The following is an 18,320-nucleotide window of genomic DNA, read 5'->3' on the forward strand; positions in this document are numbered from 1 at the left end:
CCATCACCCACGACCCATTTCAGAGCCGCACGATCCGGGGAGTCATTTCCTCGGTGATTCCCGCTCTCGCGGTGTTTCCCACTTTAGACCATCCTGATTTCCTCGGTCAAACCGGGGGGTCTCATTCTCGTCCGTCACCATTCCGTGACCTGCAAGCAAGTCCCGCACTCGGCGACATCAAGCGAAAACAACCGCTCAATCGGTATTCACATTATCAAAATGTCTTACCCGTTTTCCGGGACCCGTCCACGCTAACACCCGGAGGCTTAAGCGAGGTTCTCGGGGCCCCGTCAGGCCCGGCCCGGTTTTTCCCGGTCCGTGTCGCGCTGACCTGGAATACTTTACGCACCCCGAAAAACCCGGTGAACACCACCCCCCCTTTAAGGGTGAAACCCCAGGTCAGCACCCCAATTGGACCCCGTAGAGGGCTTCCAGCTCCATGAGCGTGGAATCGCGGTCCGAGTGGTGGACGCCGACCATTCCCGCCGCGACCGCCCCGTCGACATTGCGGCGGAGGTCGTCGACGAACACGCACTCCCCCGGATCGAGCCCGAGCCGGCGTGCGGTGAGCCGGTAGATCTCGGCATCGGGTTTGGCGAACCCGACGACCCCGGACAGCACCACCGCGTCGAATTCGTCCACCAACCCGGGCTCCGAGAGCTGGTCGGCGTTGGAGACGACCGCAGTCCGCACACCGGTGGCGCGAACGGCGCGCGCCAGCGCAGCCATCCCGGGCTCGTCGAGCACTCCGGCGTAGTCGAGAAGCAGTCCGCGCAGATCCACGTGCAGCACCGTAATCCACACGATCGAGTGGGACTGCCCGAGAAGTGACCGAAACAGGGGGTCTCGCGCCTCTTCCACATCGAAGGCGACATCAACGACGTGGGAGGTCCGATGAACGCAGTCCAGCCCAGCACCCAGCTCCTGCCCCGCAGCGCGCCGCCGCCACCCGCGGTCCCGGAGTCCGCTCAGCGCAGCGCGGTGGCGATCGCCTCGACGATCGGCAGGCAGGTCTTTGACGTGCTGGCCGGGCGAACACGCGCGGAGCGCGTGCGCGACAACCTCACGGCCACGGTGTTCGGCAACCTGATCGGAGTTCGGCTGCACGGTGCGCACCACCCGGACTACCGGTTGCGGTCGGTGCACGCCTGCGCGGTCGGCGATTCGGCGGTGGAAGCCTGCCTGATCGTCGGCGCGCACCGGGTCCGCGCGCTGGTGCTGCGGCTGGAACGGCAGGCGGAGCGGTGGGTGTGCACGCGGCTCGCCCCGATCGAGCGCGGCGCGATCTAGGAGAGCGGGACTTCCCAGGTCACCGTGGTCCCGCTGTCCGGGGACGAGGCGAGGGTGCAGCGCCCGCCGGCTGCTGCGGCGCGTTCTTCGAGGTTGCGGAGGCCGCGCTTGCTGACGTCGCGCGGAATCCCGCAACCGTCGTCGACGACCTGCAACCGCAGCCCGGACTCGGATCGGCGGACCCGGACCAGGACGGTGCGGGCGCCGGAGTGCCGAACGACGTTGGACAGGGCTTCGCGCAGGGCGGCGCGCGCGTGATCGGCCACCGGGACCGGGACGTCGGTGAGGTCGCCGTCGATCTCCAGCTTCGGCGGGCGACCGAGCAGTTCACCGGCGATCTGCACCTCGGACCGGATCGAGTCGTCGAGCGCGGGCGCTTGCGTGGGCGTCTCGGGGTCGGCCGAGCGCAGCGTGCGGGCGGTCGCGCGGACTTCGGCGATGGCCTGGTCGATCTGCTCGACGGTTTCGGCCAGCCGGTCGGCGTCCGCGGTGTCGAGGCTGCCCTGGACCCGGCGCTGCAACACGTCCAGCTGCACCCCGGCGGCGTAGAGCCGTTGCACGATCACGTCGTGTAGGTCGCGGGCGATGCGTTCGCGCTCCTGGTAGACGGCGATGCGCTGCCGGGCCGTGGACCCCTCGGCCAGCACGAGCGCGAGCCCGGCCTGCGCTGCGAAGGAGGTGAGCACGTCGACCGCGACGCGGTTGAAGGTCGAGGCCCCGCGGCGGCGATAGACGGCGAGCGCGCCCAGTCGCCGTTCGCGGGTGCCGAACGGGGCGACCGCGAACGGGCCGTAGACCCGCAGCGACGCGGGCACGTACGGCGCGGTCAACGGGTCGTCGATGAGGTCGTCGACGACCACGGGAACGCCGCTGCGCGCGACGCGGGCGGCTGCGGAACGGGAGGACAGCACGGTGCCGACGGGGTCGGCGAGCGGGCCGGTCGCGCTCGGTGCGCCGTAGGCGGCTTCGACGGTGAGCCGGCCGTCGTCGGCGCGGACGGTGACCACGCCGAGATCGGCTTCGGCGAGCTCCGCGGCACGCCGGACGACCAGCGGCAGCACCGCCTCGGGATCTTCCGCGGACAGCGCCACCCTGGTGATCTCGGTGGACGCGGTGAGCATCCGCCTGGCGAGGGTGGAATCCATGACGCTTTCGAGGCTATAGCGCCCGTGGACGCGGTGAAGGGAGTTGCGAGTGCGGTTCATGACACATCCGCCGTGGTCACGGCCGACACGGTGCCGCCGTCGACGCTGAGGACGAGGTCGGCTCCCCCGATCTCGCTGCCCCGGTGCGTCACGTGCACGACGGTCCGGCCGCGGAGGCGGTCGCGCAACCGGTGCAGCAGCGCGTCCGCGGTCTCGGCGTCGAGGTGCGCCGTGGGCTCGTCGAGCAGCACCAGGTCGGCGTCGGCGAGCAGCGCTCGGGCCAGCGCGAGCCGCTGGGCCTCGCCGCCGGAGAGCTCGGTTCCGCCGCTGCCGACCTGGGTGTCCAGGTCCCAGCCGGGCAGTCCTGCGGTGTCGAGCGCCTCGGCGAGTTCGGCGTCGGTCGCGCGCGGTGCCGCGAGGCGCAAGTTCTCGCGGATCGTGGTCGTCACCAGCTGCGGGTCCTGCGGGCACCAGGCGACGCGTTCGGGCACCCGGGCGAGACCGCGCGCGGCGGGCAGGAATCCGAGCAGCAGCGCGAGCAGCGTCGACTTGCCCGCACCGGAGGGACCGACGACGGCGACCTGCGATCCGGCAGGCACGTGCAGGTCGACGCCGGTGAGCACGGGGTTGCCGTCGGGCCAGGCGATGTCGGCGCCGACCAGCTCGATCTCGCCACCGGTTCCGGTCGGGCGCTCCTCTGCGGCTCGCCCCTCGAGCAGCGGTGCGATCCGGTCGTGAGCGGTGCGCAGGGTCCGCCACTGCTGCGCGGCGGGCGGCAGCAGTGCGACGGCTTCGGCCGCGGCGAGCGGGACCAGCGCGAGCAGCGGCGCGAGCTCGGGGGCAAGTCGCCCTTCGGCGACGGCTGTCGCGGCGAGGTGGGCGCTGCCGAGCACGGCTGCGCCGATCAGCGCGGTGTGCACGGCGGTCGCGGCTCCGGTGCCGAAGGCTGCGCGGCGGGCGCGGACGGCGAGCCGGGTGTCGGCGTCGGCCAGTTCGGCCCTGCGACCGGTGTGCGCGCCGAAGGCGAGCAGCTCGGCGGCGCCGTCGAGCAGCGCGAGCACGCGGGCGGCCACGACGCGGCGGCCTTCGGCGACGGCGTCGCTGGCACGCCGTTCGGCGATCACCGCGACGGCGGGGGTCATCACGCTCGCCACCGCCAGGGCGAGCGCGAGCACCAGGCCGGCTTCGGGGAGCACCAGCGCCTGCACGACCACGGCGGCGGCGAGCACGACGAACGCGATCAGCGGTGGGAGGAGGACGCGCGGGATCTGGTCGCGGACCTTGTCGACGTCGTCGACGAGCCTGGCCACGCCTTCGCCGCGCCGGAGCCCGGCGGTGCGGACCGGTCCGAGCTGGACCAGCGCGGACCACAAGCGTTCCCGCAGGTCAGCGGCGGTCCGGAAGGCGGCGTCGTGGGTGACGAGGCGTTCCAGGTAGCGCAGTGCGGCACGGGAGAGGGCGAAGGTGCGGACGCCGACGACCGCGACGGACAGCGTCAGGATCGGTGGTTGCTGGGACGCGCGGGCGATGAGCCAGGCGGAGGTGGCGGTGAGCGCGAGCCCGGAGAGCAGCGACAGCGCGCCGAGTCCGGCTCCGGCCAGCGTCCGGGGCCGGATCAGGTCGCGCAGCCTGCCGCGCGCGGTGCGCTCCGCGCCGACCGGCACCTCGACGACCGGGGCGGACGTCTCGGTTTCGACGCCCTCGAACCCCGGCCGGTGGCTGGCCAGCACGACCGTCGCCCCGGCTGCCGCCGCGCGCTCGACGGCGGCGTCGACGTGCCGCGCGCTCGCCGCGTCCAGGTGCGCGGTGGGCTCGTCGAGCAGCAGGAACGTCGCTTCGCCGCGCAGCCGCAGCAGCGCGCGGGCGACGGCGACGCGCTGCCGCTCGCCCGCGGACAGCTCGTCGATGCGGCGGTCCCGCAGTTGTCCGGCGGCGGCCTCGGCGAGCGACTCGTCGAGGTGCGCCGACAGGTCGGGCTGGTCGGCGGTGGCGACCAGGAGTTCGTCGCGGACGGTGCCCCCGGTGAAGGTCGGGTGCTGCGGCACCCAGGCGATCCGGCGGCGCCACTCCTCGACGGTGGGCGTGGCTCCACCGCAGGTCACGGTGCCGGAGTCGGGCCGCACGAAGCCCAGGAGCACCGAGAGGGCGGTGGACTTCCCGCTGCCGCTGGGCCCGATGTCGTCGAAGGCGAGTCGCAGCGCGGATCCGGGGCGCGCGGTGAAGCTCAGGCCGTCCGGTGCGAAGCCCTCGCGGCGCCGGACGCGCAGTCCGGACACCCGCAGCACACCGGGTTCGTCGTCCGGGTTCCCGGTGATCGCGAAGCCGGTCGGATCGGGCTCGGAGACGATCTCGTCGACGCGCCGGACGGCTTCGACACCGTCCTCGCTGGCGTGGTGCGCGGCCCCGACCGCGCGCAGCGGCAGGTAGCACTCCGGCGCCAGGACCAGCACCAGCAGCCCGGTGGTCAGGTCGAGTTCGCCGGAGACGAGCCGGAGTCCGATGCCGACGGCGACCATCGCCACCGACAGCGATGAGAACAGTTCCAGGACCAGCGCGGACAGGAACGCGATCCGCAGGGTGGCGACGGTGCTGCGGCGGTGCTCTTCGCTGACCTTGCGGACCACCTCGCGCTGCGCACGCGCGCGGCCGAAGGCGGTCAGCACCGGCAGCGCGCGGATCAGTTCGAGCAGCCGGGCCGACAGCCGGTGCTCGGAGTCGGTCGCGCGCGCGGTGCGCTGCTCGGTGTAGCGGCCGACGAGCCAGGCGAACAGCGGGATCAGCGGCACGGTCAGCACCACGACCAGCGCGGACACCCAGTCGGTCCAGAGGATCCAGGCGCCGACCAGCGGAGGCACGATCGCGGCGGTGACCAGCGCGGGCAGGTACTTGGTGAAGTAGGCGTCGAGCGCGTCCAGGCCGCGAGTGGCCAGCGCGGTGAGCTCGGCGGGGCCGCGCTTGCCGATCCACTCCGGTCCGCGTCGCAGCGCGGAGTCGAGCAGCAGTGCGCGCAGTTCCTCCTTGGCCCCGGCGGCCGCGCGGGCGGACACGGCTTCGGTCGCCCAGCCGAGGACGGCCCGGGCGACGACGGCGATGGCGAGCACGACCAGCCGGTCGCCGATCTCGGCCGCGGGCACGCCGCGCACCACGACGTCGGCGAGCGCGCTGCCGATCGCCCAGGCCTGCGCGATGAGCGCGATCGCGTTGCCGGCGGCCAGCGAGCCACCGACGAGCAGTGCGCGCCGGGTCGCCCCGGACAGCCGGGGCAGGGCGCCGAGCGGCCCGGTCACGGCGCGTGCACCGGTGGGATGTGCTTGGTTCCGATGCGCTTGCGGAACACCCAGTAGGTCCAGCCCTGGTAGATCATCACGGCCGGGGTGCCGAACGCGGCCACCCAGGTCATGATCATCAGCGGGTAGTCGCTGGCCGCGGTGTCCTCGATGGACAGCGAGAACGCCGGGTCCACCGTGGACGGGATGACGTTCGGCCACAGCGAGCCGAACAGCGTCACCACCACGCCGGTCAGCGCCACGGCCTGCAGGAAGAACGCCTGCCCCTCCCGGTCGGCGGCCACCCGGGCGAGCCCGAGCAGCCCGGCCACCAGCGCGATGACCAGCGGGATCCAGGTCCAGGCCGAGCCCTCGCGGAACTGGGCCAGCAGCACCAGCGCGACCACCGGCAGCAGCAGCGGCAGCCCGGCGCGCAGCGCGAACTTGCGGACGCGCAACCGCATCTCGCCCTCGGTCTTGAGCGCCAGGAACACCGCGCCGTGCAGCATCGAGAAGGTGACCACGGCGATCGCGCCGACGACGGCAGGCAGGCTGAAGATCGTCCACCAGCCGCCGACCCGGTCGCCGTTGGCGTCCAGCGGCAGGCCGAAGACGTTGGCCGACAGCACCAGCCCCACCACCGCCGGCGAGATCCAGGACGCCAGCACGATCACGGTGTCCCAGGTGCGCCGCCAGCGGTCGGTGTCGACCTTGCCCCGGTACTCGAAGGCGACGCCGCGTCCGATCAGCGCGAGCAGCAGCACCAGCAGCGGCAGGTAGGCGGTGGAGAACAGCGAGGCGTACCAGCCGGGGAAGGCGGCGAAGGTGGCTCCACCGGCCACGATCAGCCACACCTCGTTGCCGTCCCACACCGGGCCGATGGTGTTGATCAGCACCCGGCGCTGCGTGTTGTCCCGCCCGAGGATCGGCAGCAGCATGCCGACGCCGAAGTCGAAGCCCTCGAGGAACAGGTAGCCCAGCCAGAGCAGGGCGATCACGAGGAACCAGAAGGTGGGGAGATCCATCTCGGCCTCTCAGTACGCGAAGGACAGGGCTTCGTCGGATTCGGAATCGCCCGCGGACTTGTCCGGTGGCATCACGGCAGCGAACCCGCCCCGCGCGAAGCGGACCATCAGGAAGACCTCCACGACCAGCAGCACCCCATACAGCGCGGTCAGGCTGATCACCGAGGTCAGCATCTCGCCGGGCGTGACGCCGGAGGACACGGCCGACGCGGTGAACATGTAGACACCGTCCACACCGGACGGGTTCGGGTTGGGCGCGACGACGAACGGCTGGCGCCCCATCTCGGTGAACACCCAACCGGCGATGTTGCCGCCGAACGGCGCGCCGATGCCCAGCACCGCCAGCGGCGCCCACAGCTTGCCCGCGGGGAAGCGCTGCTTGCGGGTCAGCCACAGCACGACCACGCCGCCGAGCGCCGCCAGCCCGCCGAAGCCGATCATGAACCGGAATCCCCAGTAGGTCACCGGCAGCAGCGGCTGGTAGTCGATCGGCTGTCCCGCGAACTGGCCCAGCCTCGGGTCGTTCGGGTAGTGCGTGCCGTACTCGGCCTGGTACCGCGGGATGAGCTCGTTGACCCCGTCGACCTCGCTGGTGAAGTCGCCTTCGGCGAGGTAGGACAGGATGTAGGGCACGGTCAGGCTCTTGACGTCCTCGCAGTTGGGGCTGCGGACGTCGCCGACCGCGAAGATCGAGAAGCTGGCCGGCGCCTCGCTGTGGCACAGCGCCTCGGCGGAGGCCATCTTCATCGGCTGCTGGTCGAACATCAGCTTGCCCTGGATGTCGCCGCTGATGGCCAGGCCGGCGAAGGCGACGACGGCGACCCAGGCGCCGAGCCGCATCGATCCGTGCCAGGTCCGCCGGTCCTCCTCGTCGACCGGCTCGCCGGTCTCCTCGGCGCGCTTGCGCTGCCGGACGATCTGCCAGGCGGCGATGCCGATCAGGAATCCGCCCGCGACGGCGAAGCAGCCGAAGATGGTGTGCGGGAACGCCGCGAGCACGGTCGAGTTGGTCAGCACCGCCCAGATCGAGATCAGCTCGGGCTTGCCCTCGACCATCCGGATGCCGACGGGGTGCTGCATCCACGAGTTGGCGGCCAGGATGAAGTACGCCGACAGCACGGTGGCCAGCGAGAACGCCCAGGCGCAGGCCAGGTGGACGCCCTTGGACAGCCGGTCCCAGCCGAAGATCCACAGGCCGAGGAAGGTCGACTCGACGAAGAAGGCGAGCAGGCCCTCCATCGCCAGCGGTGCGCCGAAGACGTCACCGACGAAGCGGGAGTAGGAGCTCCAGGCCATGCCGAACTGGAACTCCTGCACGATCCCGGTGACCACGCCCATCGCGAAGTTGATCAGCATCAACTTGCCCCAGAACTTGGTCATCTTCAGGTATCGGCGGTTCCCGGTGCGGTACCAGGCCGTCTGCATCCCGGCGACCAGGATCGCCAGTCCGATGGTCAGCGGAACCATCAAGAAGTGGTAGACGGTCGTGATCCCGAACTGCCAGCGCGCGATGTCGAGCAGATCCACGCCACCACACTGCCGCGCGCACGTACGCGCGCGCAGAGGCAAGGGCCCCCAATCGCCCGGTCGAGCGTCCTGACTTCGACGGGACCAAAGTCCTCATCCACGCAGCGCGACCTCGACGCCCGTCAGGGGCGAATCGCCCCGAACGATCAGGTGCCGAACCCGATGCGGACGGTCATCGCAGAGCTTCCGCCACAGCGTCCGCCGCTTCCACCACCATCGGCCCGATCTCGTCGGCCGCGATCGGCTGCAGCGCCACCACGCCGACGCTCGCCCGCAGCCCCGGGACCCCGCGCACCGGCGCGGCCACGCCGAACGCCCCTTGCTGCAGGTCACCGCCGCTGGAGATCCACCGGGGAACGCCGACGGGCAGGTCCACGGCCCGCCCGGCGGCACCGCGCTGGACCGGGTGACGCGTGCCGACCCGGTAGGACACGTGGTAGCTGGTCCACGAGGGTTCGACGACCGCCACGGCCTGCGCCTCGCTGCCGTCGGCGACGGTCAGGTGCGCGGTCGCGCCCACCTTCTCGGCCAGCCCGCGCAACGCGGGCGTGGACGCGACCCGCAGCTGCGGCAGGACCCGTCCGGCCAGCCACAGCACGCCCAAGCCCAACCTGACCCGCGAACCTTCGCGCCGCACGAGCCCGCGGCTCTGCAGGGGCCCGAGCAACCGGTACACGGCCGCGCGGCTCACGCCGATGCGGGTGGCGAGGTCGCTGATCGTCGGCGCTTCGCTCTCCGCGTCGGCCACCGCCTGCAGCAGGCTCAACCCGCGCTCCAGCGTCAGCGAGCTCTCCTTGGTGCCCGCCGGCACCTCGTGCGGGAGGCGCGGAGCGGCGTGCGCCGGATCGGGTTGGGCCATCGCGTCACCTCCGAGCCGCCGCGAGCACCGTGCCGGTCACCTCGCCGAGCCCGACGACCGAGCCGCCGGGGCCCGGCGCGCTGCCACTCAGTGTCACCCGGTCGCCGTCCTGGAGGAAGGTCCGCTGCTCGCCGTCGGACAGCGTGATCGGGTCCGATCCGCCCCAGGTGAGCTCCAGCAGGCAGCCGCGCTGGTCGCGCTCGGGCCCGGACACCGTGCCGGAGGCGAACAGGTCGCCCGGCCGTGCCGGGGCTCCTCCGACGGTCATGTGCGCCAGCTGCTGGGCCGGTGACCAGTACATGTCGGCGAAGTTCGGGTGCGACAGCAGCGTCTCGTTGCAGTGCACCTCCAGCCGAAGGTCCAGGCCCCACGGCTCGGTCTCCACCAGGTACTGCTGCAACGGCTGGTCCGGCGGCGGAACCGGGACCCGCGCGTGCTCGAAGGCCTCCAGCGGCGTGATCCAGCCCGCGATGGAGGTCGCGAAGGACTTGGCCAGGAACGGGCCGAGCGGCTTGGACTCCCAGTTCTGCACGTCGCGCGCCGACCAGTCGTTGACCAGCGCGACGCCGAAGACGTGATCGGCGAACTCGGAGGTGGGGATGTGCGCGGCGGCCTCCCCGCCGCAGACGAAGCCGACCTCGGCCTCGAAGTCCAGCCGCCGGGTCGGGCCGAACGCGGGGTGGGCGTCACCGGCGGCCTTGCGCTGCCCGCTGGGCCGGTGGATGTCGGTGCCCGAGACGTAGACCGTGCCGGCGCGACCGTGGTAGCCGACCGGCAGGTGGGTCCAGTTCTCCGGCAGCGGCGCCGAGCCTCGCCGCAGGATGCGGCCGGCGTTCTCGGCGTGGTGCCGGGAGGCGAAGAAGTCGACGTAGTCGCCAACGGTGAACGGCATCGACAGCGTGTGCCAGTCGGTGCGCACCAGCTCGGCGCCGGCGGGCGCGCGATCGGCGGTGACGATGCCGGTGAGCCGTTCCCGCAGCTCCCGCCAGACGTCCCGGCCCGCGGCGAGCAGCGGATCGAGGGAGTCACCGGAGATCAGGTCGGCCAGCCGGGGACCGAGTTCGGCGGCGATGCCGCGCAGCGGCAGGGCGTGCCGCCCGACGCGCACCGCGACCACCGGGCCGTTGCCCGTGACCAGCACCCCGTACGGGAGGGTCTGCGGGCCGAACGGCTTGTCCGGCGCGAACTCCGCGTCCTCGATCCAGCTCAAAGCAACCCCAATCCTTCCAGTTCGGCGACGGGGTCCTTCAGCGAGCACGAGCCGTACGAGGCGAAGACGTCGCGCACCGCGTTGGCCGCGTCGTCGGACAGCGAGCGGGCCTCCTCGGCCAGCGCGGCGCCGTCGGTGCTTTCCAGCGCCGCCCGCACATCCTTGCCGGAAAGGGAGCGCGCGGTCGCGACGAGCAGGTTGAGGAAACCGTGATGGGTGAATCCGGTTTCCGGATCTTCACCCCTGACGGCGGCGTGCAGACCGGTGGTGGCCTTGAACGGCACGTCCAGCGATCCGGCGACGGCGAGGAAGTCGGCGACCTCGTCGACGGTGGGCACGGCTTCGGCGGTCTGCCCGCCGCTGCGCAGCTTCGGCCAGCAGCCGTGCTCGGCGACGCGGCGGACGCCGTCCAGCCAGCCCTCGCCTCCGCGGCGGGGCTCGACGACGCGGGTGATGTCCTCGGGCACGAACTCCGAGACGCGCTCCAGCCAGATGTCGTCGACGTCCGACGGCGCGGGCATCTCGACCATCCGCAGGGCGAGCAGCTCCTGTCTGCCTTCGATGATCGACAGCGCCTTGGGCACCCCGCCCAGTCCGGTGTCGCACACCAGCGACAGCGGGATCGGCGAGGACGGCTTGGCCTTGGCGAGCTCGGTGATCAGCTCGGCGAGGCGGGACGCCTGGCACAGCATCGGGCCGAGCAGGCCGGCGAACTCACCGGCCCGCGCGTCCAGGTGATCAGCGACCGCCTGCGGCACGGGAGTGGCCACCTCGTTGCGGTTTCCGGGCGGGAAGAGCGCGGCGTCATCGACCAGTCGGGCGAACAGGGGTGGGATGCCGCGCGGACCTGGCGCGCGAAGCTCAACAGCGCTTGACACGGTGGACACGCTAGTGCCGTTGCGGCCAGTGAACAAAGATGCCCGATAAACGGACGTCTGACCGGGTCATATGCCCTCCCTCGGACGACTTTGGCCGACATCATGCACCCCTGCGTAGTCAGCGCACCCACCACCCGGGTGGATCAGCCCGGAATACCACCCGCACGGCCCTGCACCGACTACTCCGGTCGGCTCCCCATCCTCATGTCGCACCTGGTAGTAAGGGCTCTGGCGGTGAGCTCAGCATCGCGTTCCGAGTCCGCGAAATCCGTGATCCGCTCACCGGGTCGGGGACTTTCGCCGCAGTAGAACTTAAGTTAGCCTTGCCTAAGTTGGAGGTGAGCAGGTGGGCGAGAAGACGATCCGCAGGCCGGCCAGGCCGAGCGTCGCGGAGCGAGCCAGGAGCATTGCCAAGCGAGGCGGGAAGGCGGCACTGCTGCCGTCCGGCGAGGTCTCGGCCCGCGTCGCCCCCTTGCTGCACCACGTGCACTCGGACGGGACCGCTGCGGTGCTGCTCGCCGACGACCACCCGCTGATCGCGGCCAGCTGGCACGCGCCGCGCGGTGAGCTCGCGGCGGTGCTGGAGGTCGCCGACCCGACGCCGGTGCGGCTGCGCGAACCGGTCCGCGGGCTGCTCTGGCTGACCGGATGGCTGCGGCTGCTCGACCCCGAAGAGGCGCACCACGAGGTGCTGTCGATCGTCGACGACCGCCCGGACCCGCGGCTGCTGGACGCCGGGCACGGCGCCCGCGTGCTGCGGCTGGAATCCGCGTCGATCGTGCTCGCCGACGCCGAGGGCACGGATTCGGTGGACGCCACCGAGTTCCAGGCCGCCACCCCGGACCCGTTCTGCACCTTCGAGGACGACTGGCTGCGGCACCTGGAGCTCTCGCACCGCGACGTAGTCGGACTGCTCGCCCGGCACCTGCCGGAGCAGCTGCGCGGCGGGCACATCCGCCCGCTCGGCCTGGACCGCTACGGGCTGCGGCTGCGGGTGGAGTCCTCGGACGGCGATCACGACGTCCGGCTGGGCTTCTCCCGCCCGGCCGACACCACCGAGCGCCTCGGGTTCGAACTCCGCCGCCTGGTCGGCTGCCCCTTCCTGGCCCAGCAGCGCAACGGCTCCTGACGGGAGAACCGCCCTCGGCGCTCAGGAGAGCTCGTCGGAAAACCAGGTGGGCGCGCGGGAGATGCGGCCGTGGCGGAAGCGCAGCGAGCCGTCGTCACCGATCAGGACCGCCTCGGCGATCTGGGGCTGGCGGGTGACCAGCCAGAGGAAGGCGTGCGCCACCGACCAGGCCTGCCCCTCGCGCAAGCCGTCCGAGAAGCGGACCTGCAGACCACCCGGATCGGCGTACTGCAGCTCCACCAGCACCCCGTCGCGGATGCCGAAGAAGTCGGTGGCGCCCAGCGCGCAGTTGATCGAGTCGAAGTCGCGGACCTCCCGCAGCACCCGCATGGCCAGCGCGGGCAAGGTCTCGGCCAAGGGCTCGGCTTCTTGCGTGCCCCACACGTAAACGTCCACGCGCACCCTCTCGCGTCGGCGACACCCATGCGACGGAACGGAGGACGCCCGGGGTTCCAACCGGACAGTCCCCCTCCGCCTCCGGCTGCGACGGCCACCTGGCGACGACACCGCTGCGGGTACGGTTCGTCCGGTGAGCACCCCGCGCGCCTGGCTGAGCCCCACACGCCCCGGTGAGCCCCAGGAGTTCACCGATCCCGCGGAGCGCAAGGCGATCGGCGTCGAACTGCTCGTCGTGTTCGCCGTGACCCTCGGGATGTCCGGCCTGCAGAGCCTGATCTCGCTGCTGGACGCGCTGCTGCAGCCGACGCCGCTGGCGCAGCAGCAGGTCGCGATCAACCAGCCGCAGGCCGACCTCGGGCTGCTGGACATGCTGGCGCAGCTGGTCAACGTGCTGCGGCTGCTCTCCTGGGGCGCGCTGGGCGCGTTCCTGCTGTGGCGCGGCGGGATGGCGCTGTGGAAGATCGGCCTGGACCGCACCCGGCTGAGCTCCGACGCGCTGCGCGGAGCGGGACTGGCCGCGCTGATCGGGATCCCCGGGCTCGGGCTGTACCTGCTGGCGCACGCGCTCGGGTTGAGCCTGACCGTGCAGCCCTCGACGCTGACCGACGCGTGGTGGCGGGCACCGGTCCTGGTGCTCGCGGCGTTCGGCAACGCCTTCGCCGAGGAGGTGCTGGTCGTCGGCTACGTGCTGACCCGGCTGCGGCAGCTGGGCTGGGGCGAGAACCGGTCGCTGTGGCTGGCCGCGGTGCTGCGCGGCAGCTACCACCTCTACCAGGGCTTCGGCGGGTTCGTGGGCAACGTCGTGATGGGCTTGGTCTACGGCCGGATCTGGCAGCGCACCAACCGCCTCGTCCCGCTCATCGTCGGCCACGCGTTGATCGACGTCGTCGCCTTCGTCGGCTACTCGGCGCTGCGCGGCCAGGTCAGCTGGCTGCCGTGATCTTGGAGTCCGGCGCCGGGCGCAACACATCACCCGTTCAGTCACCGGGAAAGCTAATGATCGATCGAAGTCATGCGTGATCAGCGACGATTACGTTCGCCCGGACTAGGCTCCGGGATGTGACTCGACCGCACGTCCAGAGCGAAGTCGGACCGCTGAACTCGGTGGTGCTGCACCGGCCCGGTTCCGAGCTCAAGCGCCTCACGCCGCGCAACAACGACCAGCTGCTGTTCGACGCGATCCCCTGGGTCGACCGGGCGCAGGACGAGCACGACGCCTTCGCGGAGGTGCTGCGCGGCCGCGGCGTCGAGGTGCTGCTGCTGCGCGACCTGCTCACCGAAGCGCTCGCCGACGCCCGCGCGCGGGCCGCGGCCGTGCACACCGGCGTCGACGAGCTCAGGCTCGGCGCCGACGTGGCCGACACGCTGCGCTCGCACCTGTCCGGGGCCACCGACGCGACGCTGGCGGAGGTGCTCATCGGTGGCATGACCTTCGAGGAGCTGCCGGACTCCGAGGGCCGATCCCTGGTGCGGCGGATGCACCGGCCGCACGACTTCGCGATCGAGCCGCTGCCGAACCTGCTGTTCACCCGCGACTCGTCGGTGTGGATCGGCGACCGGGTGGCGATCGCGGCGCTGGCGATGCCGGCCCGGCGGCGCGAGTCGGCGATCACCGACCTCGTCTACGCCTACCACCCGCGGTTCTCGCACGCCGCCCGCGCGTACGGCGCGCACTCGGCGCCCGTCGAGGGCGGCGACGTGCTGCTGCTGGCGCCCGGCGTGGTCGCCATCGGCGTCGGCGAGCGCACCACCCCCGCCGGGGCCGAATCGCTGGCGCGCTCGATGTTCGCCGACGACCTCGCGCACACCGTGCTGGCAGTGCCGATCGAGCAGGCGCGCGCGTCGATGCACCTGGACACGGTGTGCACGATGGTCGACCGCGACGCGGTGGTGATGTACCCGGCGGTCCAGCACTCGCTGACCGCCTACGCGCTGCGGCCGAAGGACGGCGAGCTCGACGCGTCCGGCCCGGCGCCGTTCCTGGAGGCGGCGGCCGAGGCGATGGGCATCGACCGGCTGCGGGTGATCGACACCGGGCTGGACCCGGTCACCGCCGAGCGCGAGCAGTGGGAGGACGGCAACAACACGCTCGCGGTGGCACCCGGCGCGGTGGTGGCCTACGAGCGCAACGCCGAGACGAACGCGCGGCTGGAGGACGCGGGCATCGAGGTGCTGCGCATCAGCGGTTCGGAACTCGGTTCCGGACGAGGTGGCCCGCGGTGCATGTCCTGCCCGATCAGCAGGGCACCACTCGGCGACACGGGAATCGTCGCCACCTGATCGAGCGAACATTCTCGGGTGTGATCGAGAACAAATCCACGATCTTCGAAGGACTGATTCGCCGGGGCCTATGCGTTAGCCTGGGGAACGAAATCACAACCCGCCGAGTTTTCCCAGGCAGCAGCGCTGAGACCTGCGAAAACAGCAAGGTATGGCTTGGCTTGATTAATTGAGGCAAACCTTTCTTCGCGGCCTGGAGAACTAAGGCTAACCAAATTAGAATTAGGTTCACCTTGAATGAAAATGGACTTGTTCAAGGTTATATTGATGGCATGGCTGTCACCGCGAAGAAGATTCAGCACAAGGAATCGAAGTTCGAACACCTGCTGCAGGAACAGGTCAAGAACGAGTTCACCGCCTCGCAGCAGTACATCGCGGTCGCGGTCTGGTTCGACGACAACGATCTGCCGCGGCTGGCGTCGCACTTCTACAAGCAGGCGCTGGAAGAGCGGAACCACGCGATGATGATCGTCCAGTACCTGATGGACAACAGCATCAAGCCGCAGATTCCCGCCATCGAGCAGGTCCGCAACGACTTCTCGGAGACCCGGGAGCTGGTCGCGCTCGCCCTCGAGCAGGAGCGCGAGGTGACCCGCGAGATCGAGACGCTGGCCAAGACCGCCCGCGAAGAGGGCGACTACACCGGCGAGCAGTTCATGCAGTGGTTCCTCAAGGAGCAGGTCGAGGAGGTCTCGCAGATGTCCACGCTGCTCAACGTCGTGGACCGCTCGAACGGCAACCTCTTCGACGTCGAGAACTTCCTCGCCCGCGAACAGGTGGGCGACGAAGGTTCCGACCCCACGGCCCCCAAGGCCGCAGGCGGCGCGCTTTAACGCGTAATCCGTGGTCGGCCTGCGTAGGGCGCAGGTAGCAGAACCTGAGCGGCTCCGTGGACTCCGTGCGCCACTCCTGATGCATGTCCGTCGCGGCGTACTCGCCACGAAGCCGCTCAGGACCTGCGGCGGTGCGAGCTGCTCAGGTCGGCAAAGAGAAAGCGGCTTCGCCGCTTGCCTGACGGACCATCACCCCGGGTGGCTCAGCCGCTCGGGGTGATGTGCATTTCGCTGGGCGGCCTCTGGTCGGACGGGCCGCCTGGTTGTTGCTGCGAGGTCTCCGGATCCGGTTGCTGTTGGGAGGTTTCCGGGTCCGCGGTCTGCGAGGGCGCGGTGCGCAGGATCGACGGGTCGTGCGACTCGCTGATCGAGGGCTCGGGCTGGTAGGTCTGCGTCCGCTGCCACCGGGTGTCCGGCGGCGACGACGGCGAGTGCTGCCCGGTGTTGGGCGCCTGCGTGGAACCGCTCGACGGCACCGGCGGTGGTACCTGCGGGCCGGGCTGCTGGACCACCGGCGGCCGAGCCGGCTGCAGCGGCTCCGGTTCGTGGCTGACCAGCGCGACTCCCCCGCCCACGAGCAGCACCGACCCGATCGCGGCGGCCGTGGCGGCCAGCATCGAATTGCGCTGGCGGCGGCGACGTGCGGCGGCCACCAGCGACCACTCCGCGCCGGTGCGGACCGGAACGTCCAGCCGGTCGTCGCGCAGCAGGCGCTGCAGCTCGTCGTCCAGATCCATCACACGTCACCTCCCTCGACGGTCTCGCCGAGCCGCTTCCGCAAGGACGACAGCGCCTTGCTCGCCTGGCTCTTCACCGTTCCGCAGCTGACGCCGAGGGTGTCGGCGATCTCCAGTTCGGAAAGACCTTCGTAGTAACGCAGCACGACCACCGCGCGTTGCCTCGGCGGCAGATCTCGCAGCGCCTGCCACACCGGCTCGTTCTCCAGCCGGTCCTGCTGCGGGATGGCCGGCACGTCGGGGAACTCGGCCAGCAACGTCTCGCGGCGGGTGCGGCGCCAGCGGCTGATGTGCGCGTTCGCCATCGCCCTGCGCACGTAGGCGGTGGGGTCCTCGGTGGTGCGGCTGATCTTGTTCCAGCGCGCGCCGACCTTCTCCAGCACGGTCTGCACCAGGTCCGCGGCGTCGTGCGGGTTGCCGGTGAGGGCGTGGCCGTAACGCATCAGCCCAGGCAGAGCCACCCGGACGAACTCGGCGAAATCGTCTTCTGTCGCAGCCATGTCCCCCCGGCGCGCCCGCCCAACAGGTACTCCGGACGCCTCGGCAGCGGCCGGCACGGCAGGCGAGTGCGCGGTCACCCCTCCACCCCCTAGACGCCGCCGGGTACCACTGTGGAGGGATACGCACCACCGCGCCACTTCGTTGCCCACCGCAACCGAGATCACCCGAACGGACCACGATCGATCTTCAGCGGCCACTCCGCTTGGCGGTGCGGGTAGGGGGAATCTGAGCGGCGCAAGCTGCTCGGGTGCGACTCCGCCGCTTGCCCGACGGTCAGCGGATGGTGATCTGGCGGCCTCGGAGTCCGTCGCGGGCTCGGCGTTCCGCGCTGGTGAGCGGTTCCTCGTCGAGGGAGGCGAGGGCTTCGTCGAGGCGGCGGCCGAGGGCTGCTGCCGGCTCGTCCCACTCGCGGGCGTGCAGTTCGCGGTCGAGGTCCCAGACCGGAACCAGCAGGCCGTGCGCGCGGAACGAGCCCGCGTAGCGGCTCTCCTCGCCGAGGGCCAGCTCGCCGCGAGCCGACAGCCGGGCCAGCGCGGCCAGCAGCTTCTCCTCCGGCTCCGGGCGGACCCAGCGCAGGTGCGCCTTCTCGCCCGCGTCGACCCAGTAGGCCGACGACACGCCCTCGCCCCGGAGGCGATCGGTCGGCATGATCGCGGCGTTGGCGCGCTCCAGCGACAGGGCGACCTCACCGGTCGGCTCCACATCACCGGGCAGCCACCAGGCGAAGTCCGAGTGCAGTTCGACGTCCAGGGCGGCGTCCGGGTCGATCAGGTCCTGCAGCCGGGCCGGGACCGCGCCCGCCTCGGCGGTCTCCGGGCCGACGACCGACAGCGACTGGCCCTCCTCGGCCTCCTGCACCCACTCGATCGCGCGGGCCAGGTCGCGGCTGATGTCGCCGGAGTGCGTCTGCACCTGCAGGCCCAAAAAGCGCACGCCGTCGTTGCGGTGCAGCGCGGCGGCCGCCATCGGCAGCACCGTGGCCAGGGTGATCTCCGAGCCGTCGCGCATCGGCAGCTTCGCGATCGCCGACGGCACGAACTCGCGCAGCGCGACCAGCTCGCACTCCGCGGCCAGGCCCTCGAACGGCCGGGTCACGATCACGTCCGCAGCGCCACCAGCCTTGCCGTGGCAGGCCTTGTAGCGCTTGCCCGACCCGCACGGGCAGGGCTGACGGGGACCGACGGCGCCTTCGGGCTGGGCTGGCTTGGTCGCGGCTCGCTTCGACACGGCTGATCCAATCG

At 71.3% G+C, this 18,320-nt stretch carries 17 protein-coding genes; 5 read left to right on the forward strand and 12 right to left on the reverse strand.

Annotation, left to right across the window (positions count from 1 at the left end; all coding sequences use genetic code 11):
* Window positions 1-399 precede the first annotated feature (399 nt).
* Window positions 400-798: an HAD-IA family hydrolase gene (locus R4I43_RS31840; RefSeq protein WP_324269484.1), complete on the reverse strand. Its 399-nt coding sequence runs from the start codon at window positions 796-798 to the stop codon at window positions 400-402.
* 96 nt (window positions 799-894) lie between these two features.
* Here R4I43_RS31840 and R4I43_RS31845 point away from each other — a divergent pair, with 96 nt between their 5' ends.
* On the forward strand, window positions 895-1,290 hold the full coding sequence (locus R4I43_RS31845; RefSeq protein WP_324269427.1) for an Rv3235 family protein: 396 nt from the start codon (window positions 895-897) through the stop codon (window positions 1,288-1,290).
* Here the strand turns inward: R4I43_RS31845 and R4I43_RS31850 are convergent.
* The 7 genes from R4I43_RS31850 to R4I43_RS31880 all read right to left on the reverse strand — a co-directional run bounded on the left by R4I43_RS31850 (window position 1,287) and on the right by R4I43_RS31880 (window position 11,200).
* Complete coding sequence (locus R4I43_RS31850; protein WP_324269428.1) at window positions 1,287-2,435, reverse strand: GAF domain-containing sensor histidine kinase; 1,149 nt, start codon at window positions 2,433-2,435, stop codon at window positions 1,287-1,289. The two genes, R4I43_RS31845 and R4I43_RS31850, sit on opposite strands and share 4 nt — an antisense overlap.
* 56 nt (window positions 2,436-2,491) lie before the next feature.
* A complete protein-coding gene (cydD, locus tag R4I43_RS31855) occupies window positions 2,492-5,722 on the reverse strand; it encodes a thiol reductant ABC exporter subunit CydD (protein ID WP_324269429.1) in 3,231 nt (1,076 codons plus the stop codon).
* On the reverse strand, window positions 5,719-6,726 hold the full coding sequence (gene cydB / locus R4I43_RS31860; RefSeq protein ID WP_324269430.1) for a cytochrome d ubiquinol oxidase subunit II: 1,008 nt from the start codon (window positions 6,724-6,726) through the stop codon (window positions 5,719-5,721). Before cydB ends, cydD begins: the two co-directional genes overlap by 4 nt.
* A gap of 9 nt (window positions 6,727-6,735) precedes the next feature.
* Window positions 6,736-8,253 (reverse strand): cytochrome ubiquinol oxidase subunit I, encoded by a 1,518-nt coding sequence (locus R4I43_RS31865; protein WP_324269431.1) that lies wholly within the window; start codon window positions 8,251-8,253, stop codon window positions 6,736-6,738.
* A 172-nt stretch (window positions 8,254-8,425) separates the two neighbouring features.
* Window positions 8,426-9,112, reverse strand: coding sequence for an IclR family transcriptional regulator (locus R4I43_RS31870; protein WP_324269432.1), 687 nt, complete (start codon window positions 9,110-9,112; stop codon window positions 8,426-8,428).
* A gap of 4 nt (window positions 9,113-9,116) precedes the next feature.
* Entirely contained in the window at window positions 9,117-10,322 is a 1,206-nt protein-coding gene (locus R4I43_RS31875) for a fumarylacetoacetate hydrolase family protein (protein ID WP_324269433.1), read from the reverse strand.
* Window positions 10,319-11,200, reverse strand: coding sequence for a hypothetical protein (locus tag R4I43_RS31880; RefSeq protein WP_324269434.1), 882 nt, complete (start codon window positions 11,198-11,200; stop codon window positions 10,319-10,321). Before R4I43_RS31880 ends, R4I43_RS31875 begins: the two co-directional genes overlap by 4 nt.
* 346 nt (window positions 11,201-11,546) lie before the next feature.
* On the opposite strand from R4I43_RS31880, the gene R4I43_RS31885 reads away from it, so the two are divergent.
* Window positions 11,547-12,329, forward strand: a complete 783-nt coding sequence (locus tag R4I43_RS31885; RefSeq protein ID WP_324269435.1) for a DUF2470 domain-containing protein — start codon at window positions 11,547-11,549, stop codon at window positions 12,327-12,329.
* Between the two features lie 21 nt (window positions 12,330-12,350).
* Here R4I43_RS31885 and R4I43_RS31890 read toward each other — a convergent pair whose 3' ends face one another.
* On the reverse strand, window positions 12,351-12,725 hold the full coding sequence (locus R4I43_RS31890) for a hypothetical protein (RefSeq protein ID WP_324269436.1): 375 nt from the start codon (window positions 12,723-12,725) through the stop codon (window positions 12,351-12,353).
* A gap of 133 nt (window positions 12,726-12,858) precedes the next feature.
* Here R4I43_RS31890 and R4I43_RS31895 point away from each other — a divergent pair, with 133 nt between their 5' ends.
* The 3 genes from R4I43_RS31895 to R4I43_RS31905 all read left to right on the forward strand — a co-directional run bounded on the left by R4I43_RS31895 (window position 12,859) and on the right by R4I43_RS31905 (window position 15,841).
* Window positions 12,859-13,668, forward strand: coding sequence for a CPBP family intramembrane glutamic endopeptidase (locus R4I43_RS31895; protein WP_324269437.1), 810 nt, complete (start codon window positions 12,859-12,861; stop codon window positions 13,666-13,668).
* A 119-nt stretch (window positions 13,669-13,787) separates the two neighbouring features.
* Window positions 13,788-15,008 (forward strand): arginine deiminase, encoded by a 1,221-nt coding sequence (locus R4I43_RS31900; RefSeq protein ID WP_324269438.1) that lies wholly within the window; start codon window positions 13,788-13,790, stop codon window positions 15,006-15,008.
* A gap of 272 nt (window positions 15,009-15,280) precedes the next feature.
* Window positions 15,281-15,841: a ferritin gene (locus R4I43_RS31905; protein ID WP_324269439.1), complete on the forward strand. Its 561-nt coding sequence runs from the start codon at window positions 15,281-15,283 to the stop codon at window positions 15,839-15,841.
* A gap of 203 nt (window positions 15,842-16,044) precedes the next feature.
* Here R4I43_RS31905 and R4I43_RS31910 read toward each other — a convergent pair whose 3' ends face one another.
* From R4I43_RS31910 to R4I43_RS31920, 3 genes are all read right to left on the reverse strand, one after another.
* On the reverse strand, window positions 16,045-16,578 hold the full coding sequence (locus R4I43_RS31910; protein WP_324269440.1) for a superantigen-like protein SSL4: 534 nt from the start codon (window positions 16,576-16,578) through the stop codon (window positions 16,045-16,047).
* Complete coding sequence (locus tag R4I43_RS31915) at window positions 16,578-17,156, reverse strand: SigE family RNA polymerase sigma factor (protein ID WP_407691350.1); 579 nt, start codon at window positions 17,154-17,156, stop codon at window positions 16,578-16,580. The genes R4I43_RS31910 and R4I43_RS31915 overlap by 1 nt, the downstream gene beginning before the upstream one ends.
* 196 nt (window positions 17,157-17,352) lie before the next feature.
* Window positions 17,353-18,306, reverse strand: coding sequence for a DUF5926 family protein (locus R4I43_RS31920; protein ID WP_324269442.1), 954 nt, complete (start codon window positions 18,304-18,306; stop codon window positions 17,353-17,355).
* Window positions 18,307-18,320 lie beyond the last annotated feature (14 nt).

Origin of the sequence: Saccharopolyspora mangrovi (assembly GCF_035320975.1) — a bacterium.
In the GTDB taxonomy this organism is placed as follows: domain Bacteria; phylum Actinomycetota; class Actinomycetes; order Mycobacteriales; family Pseudonocardiaceae; genus Saccharopolyspora; species Saccharopolyspora mangrovi.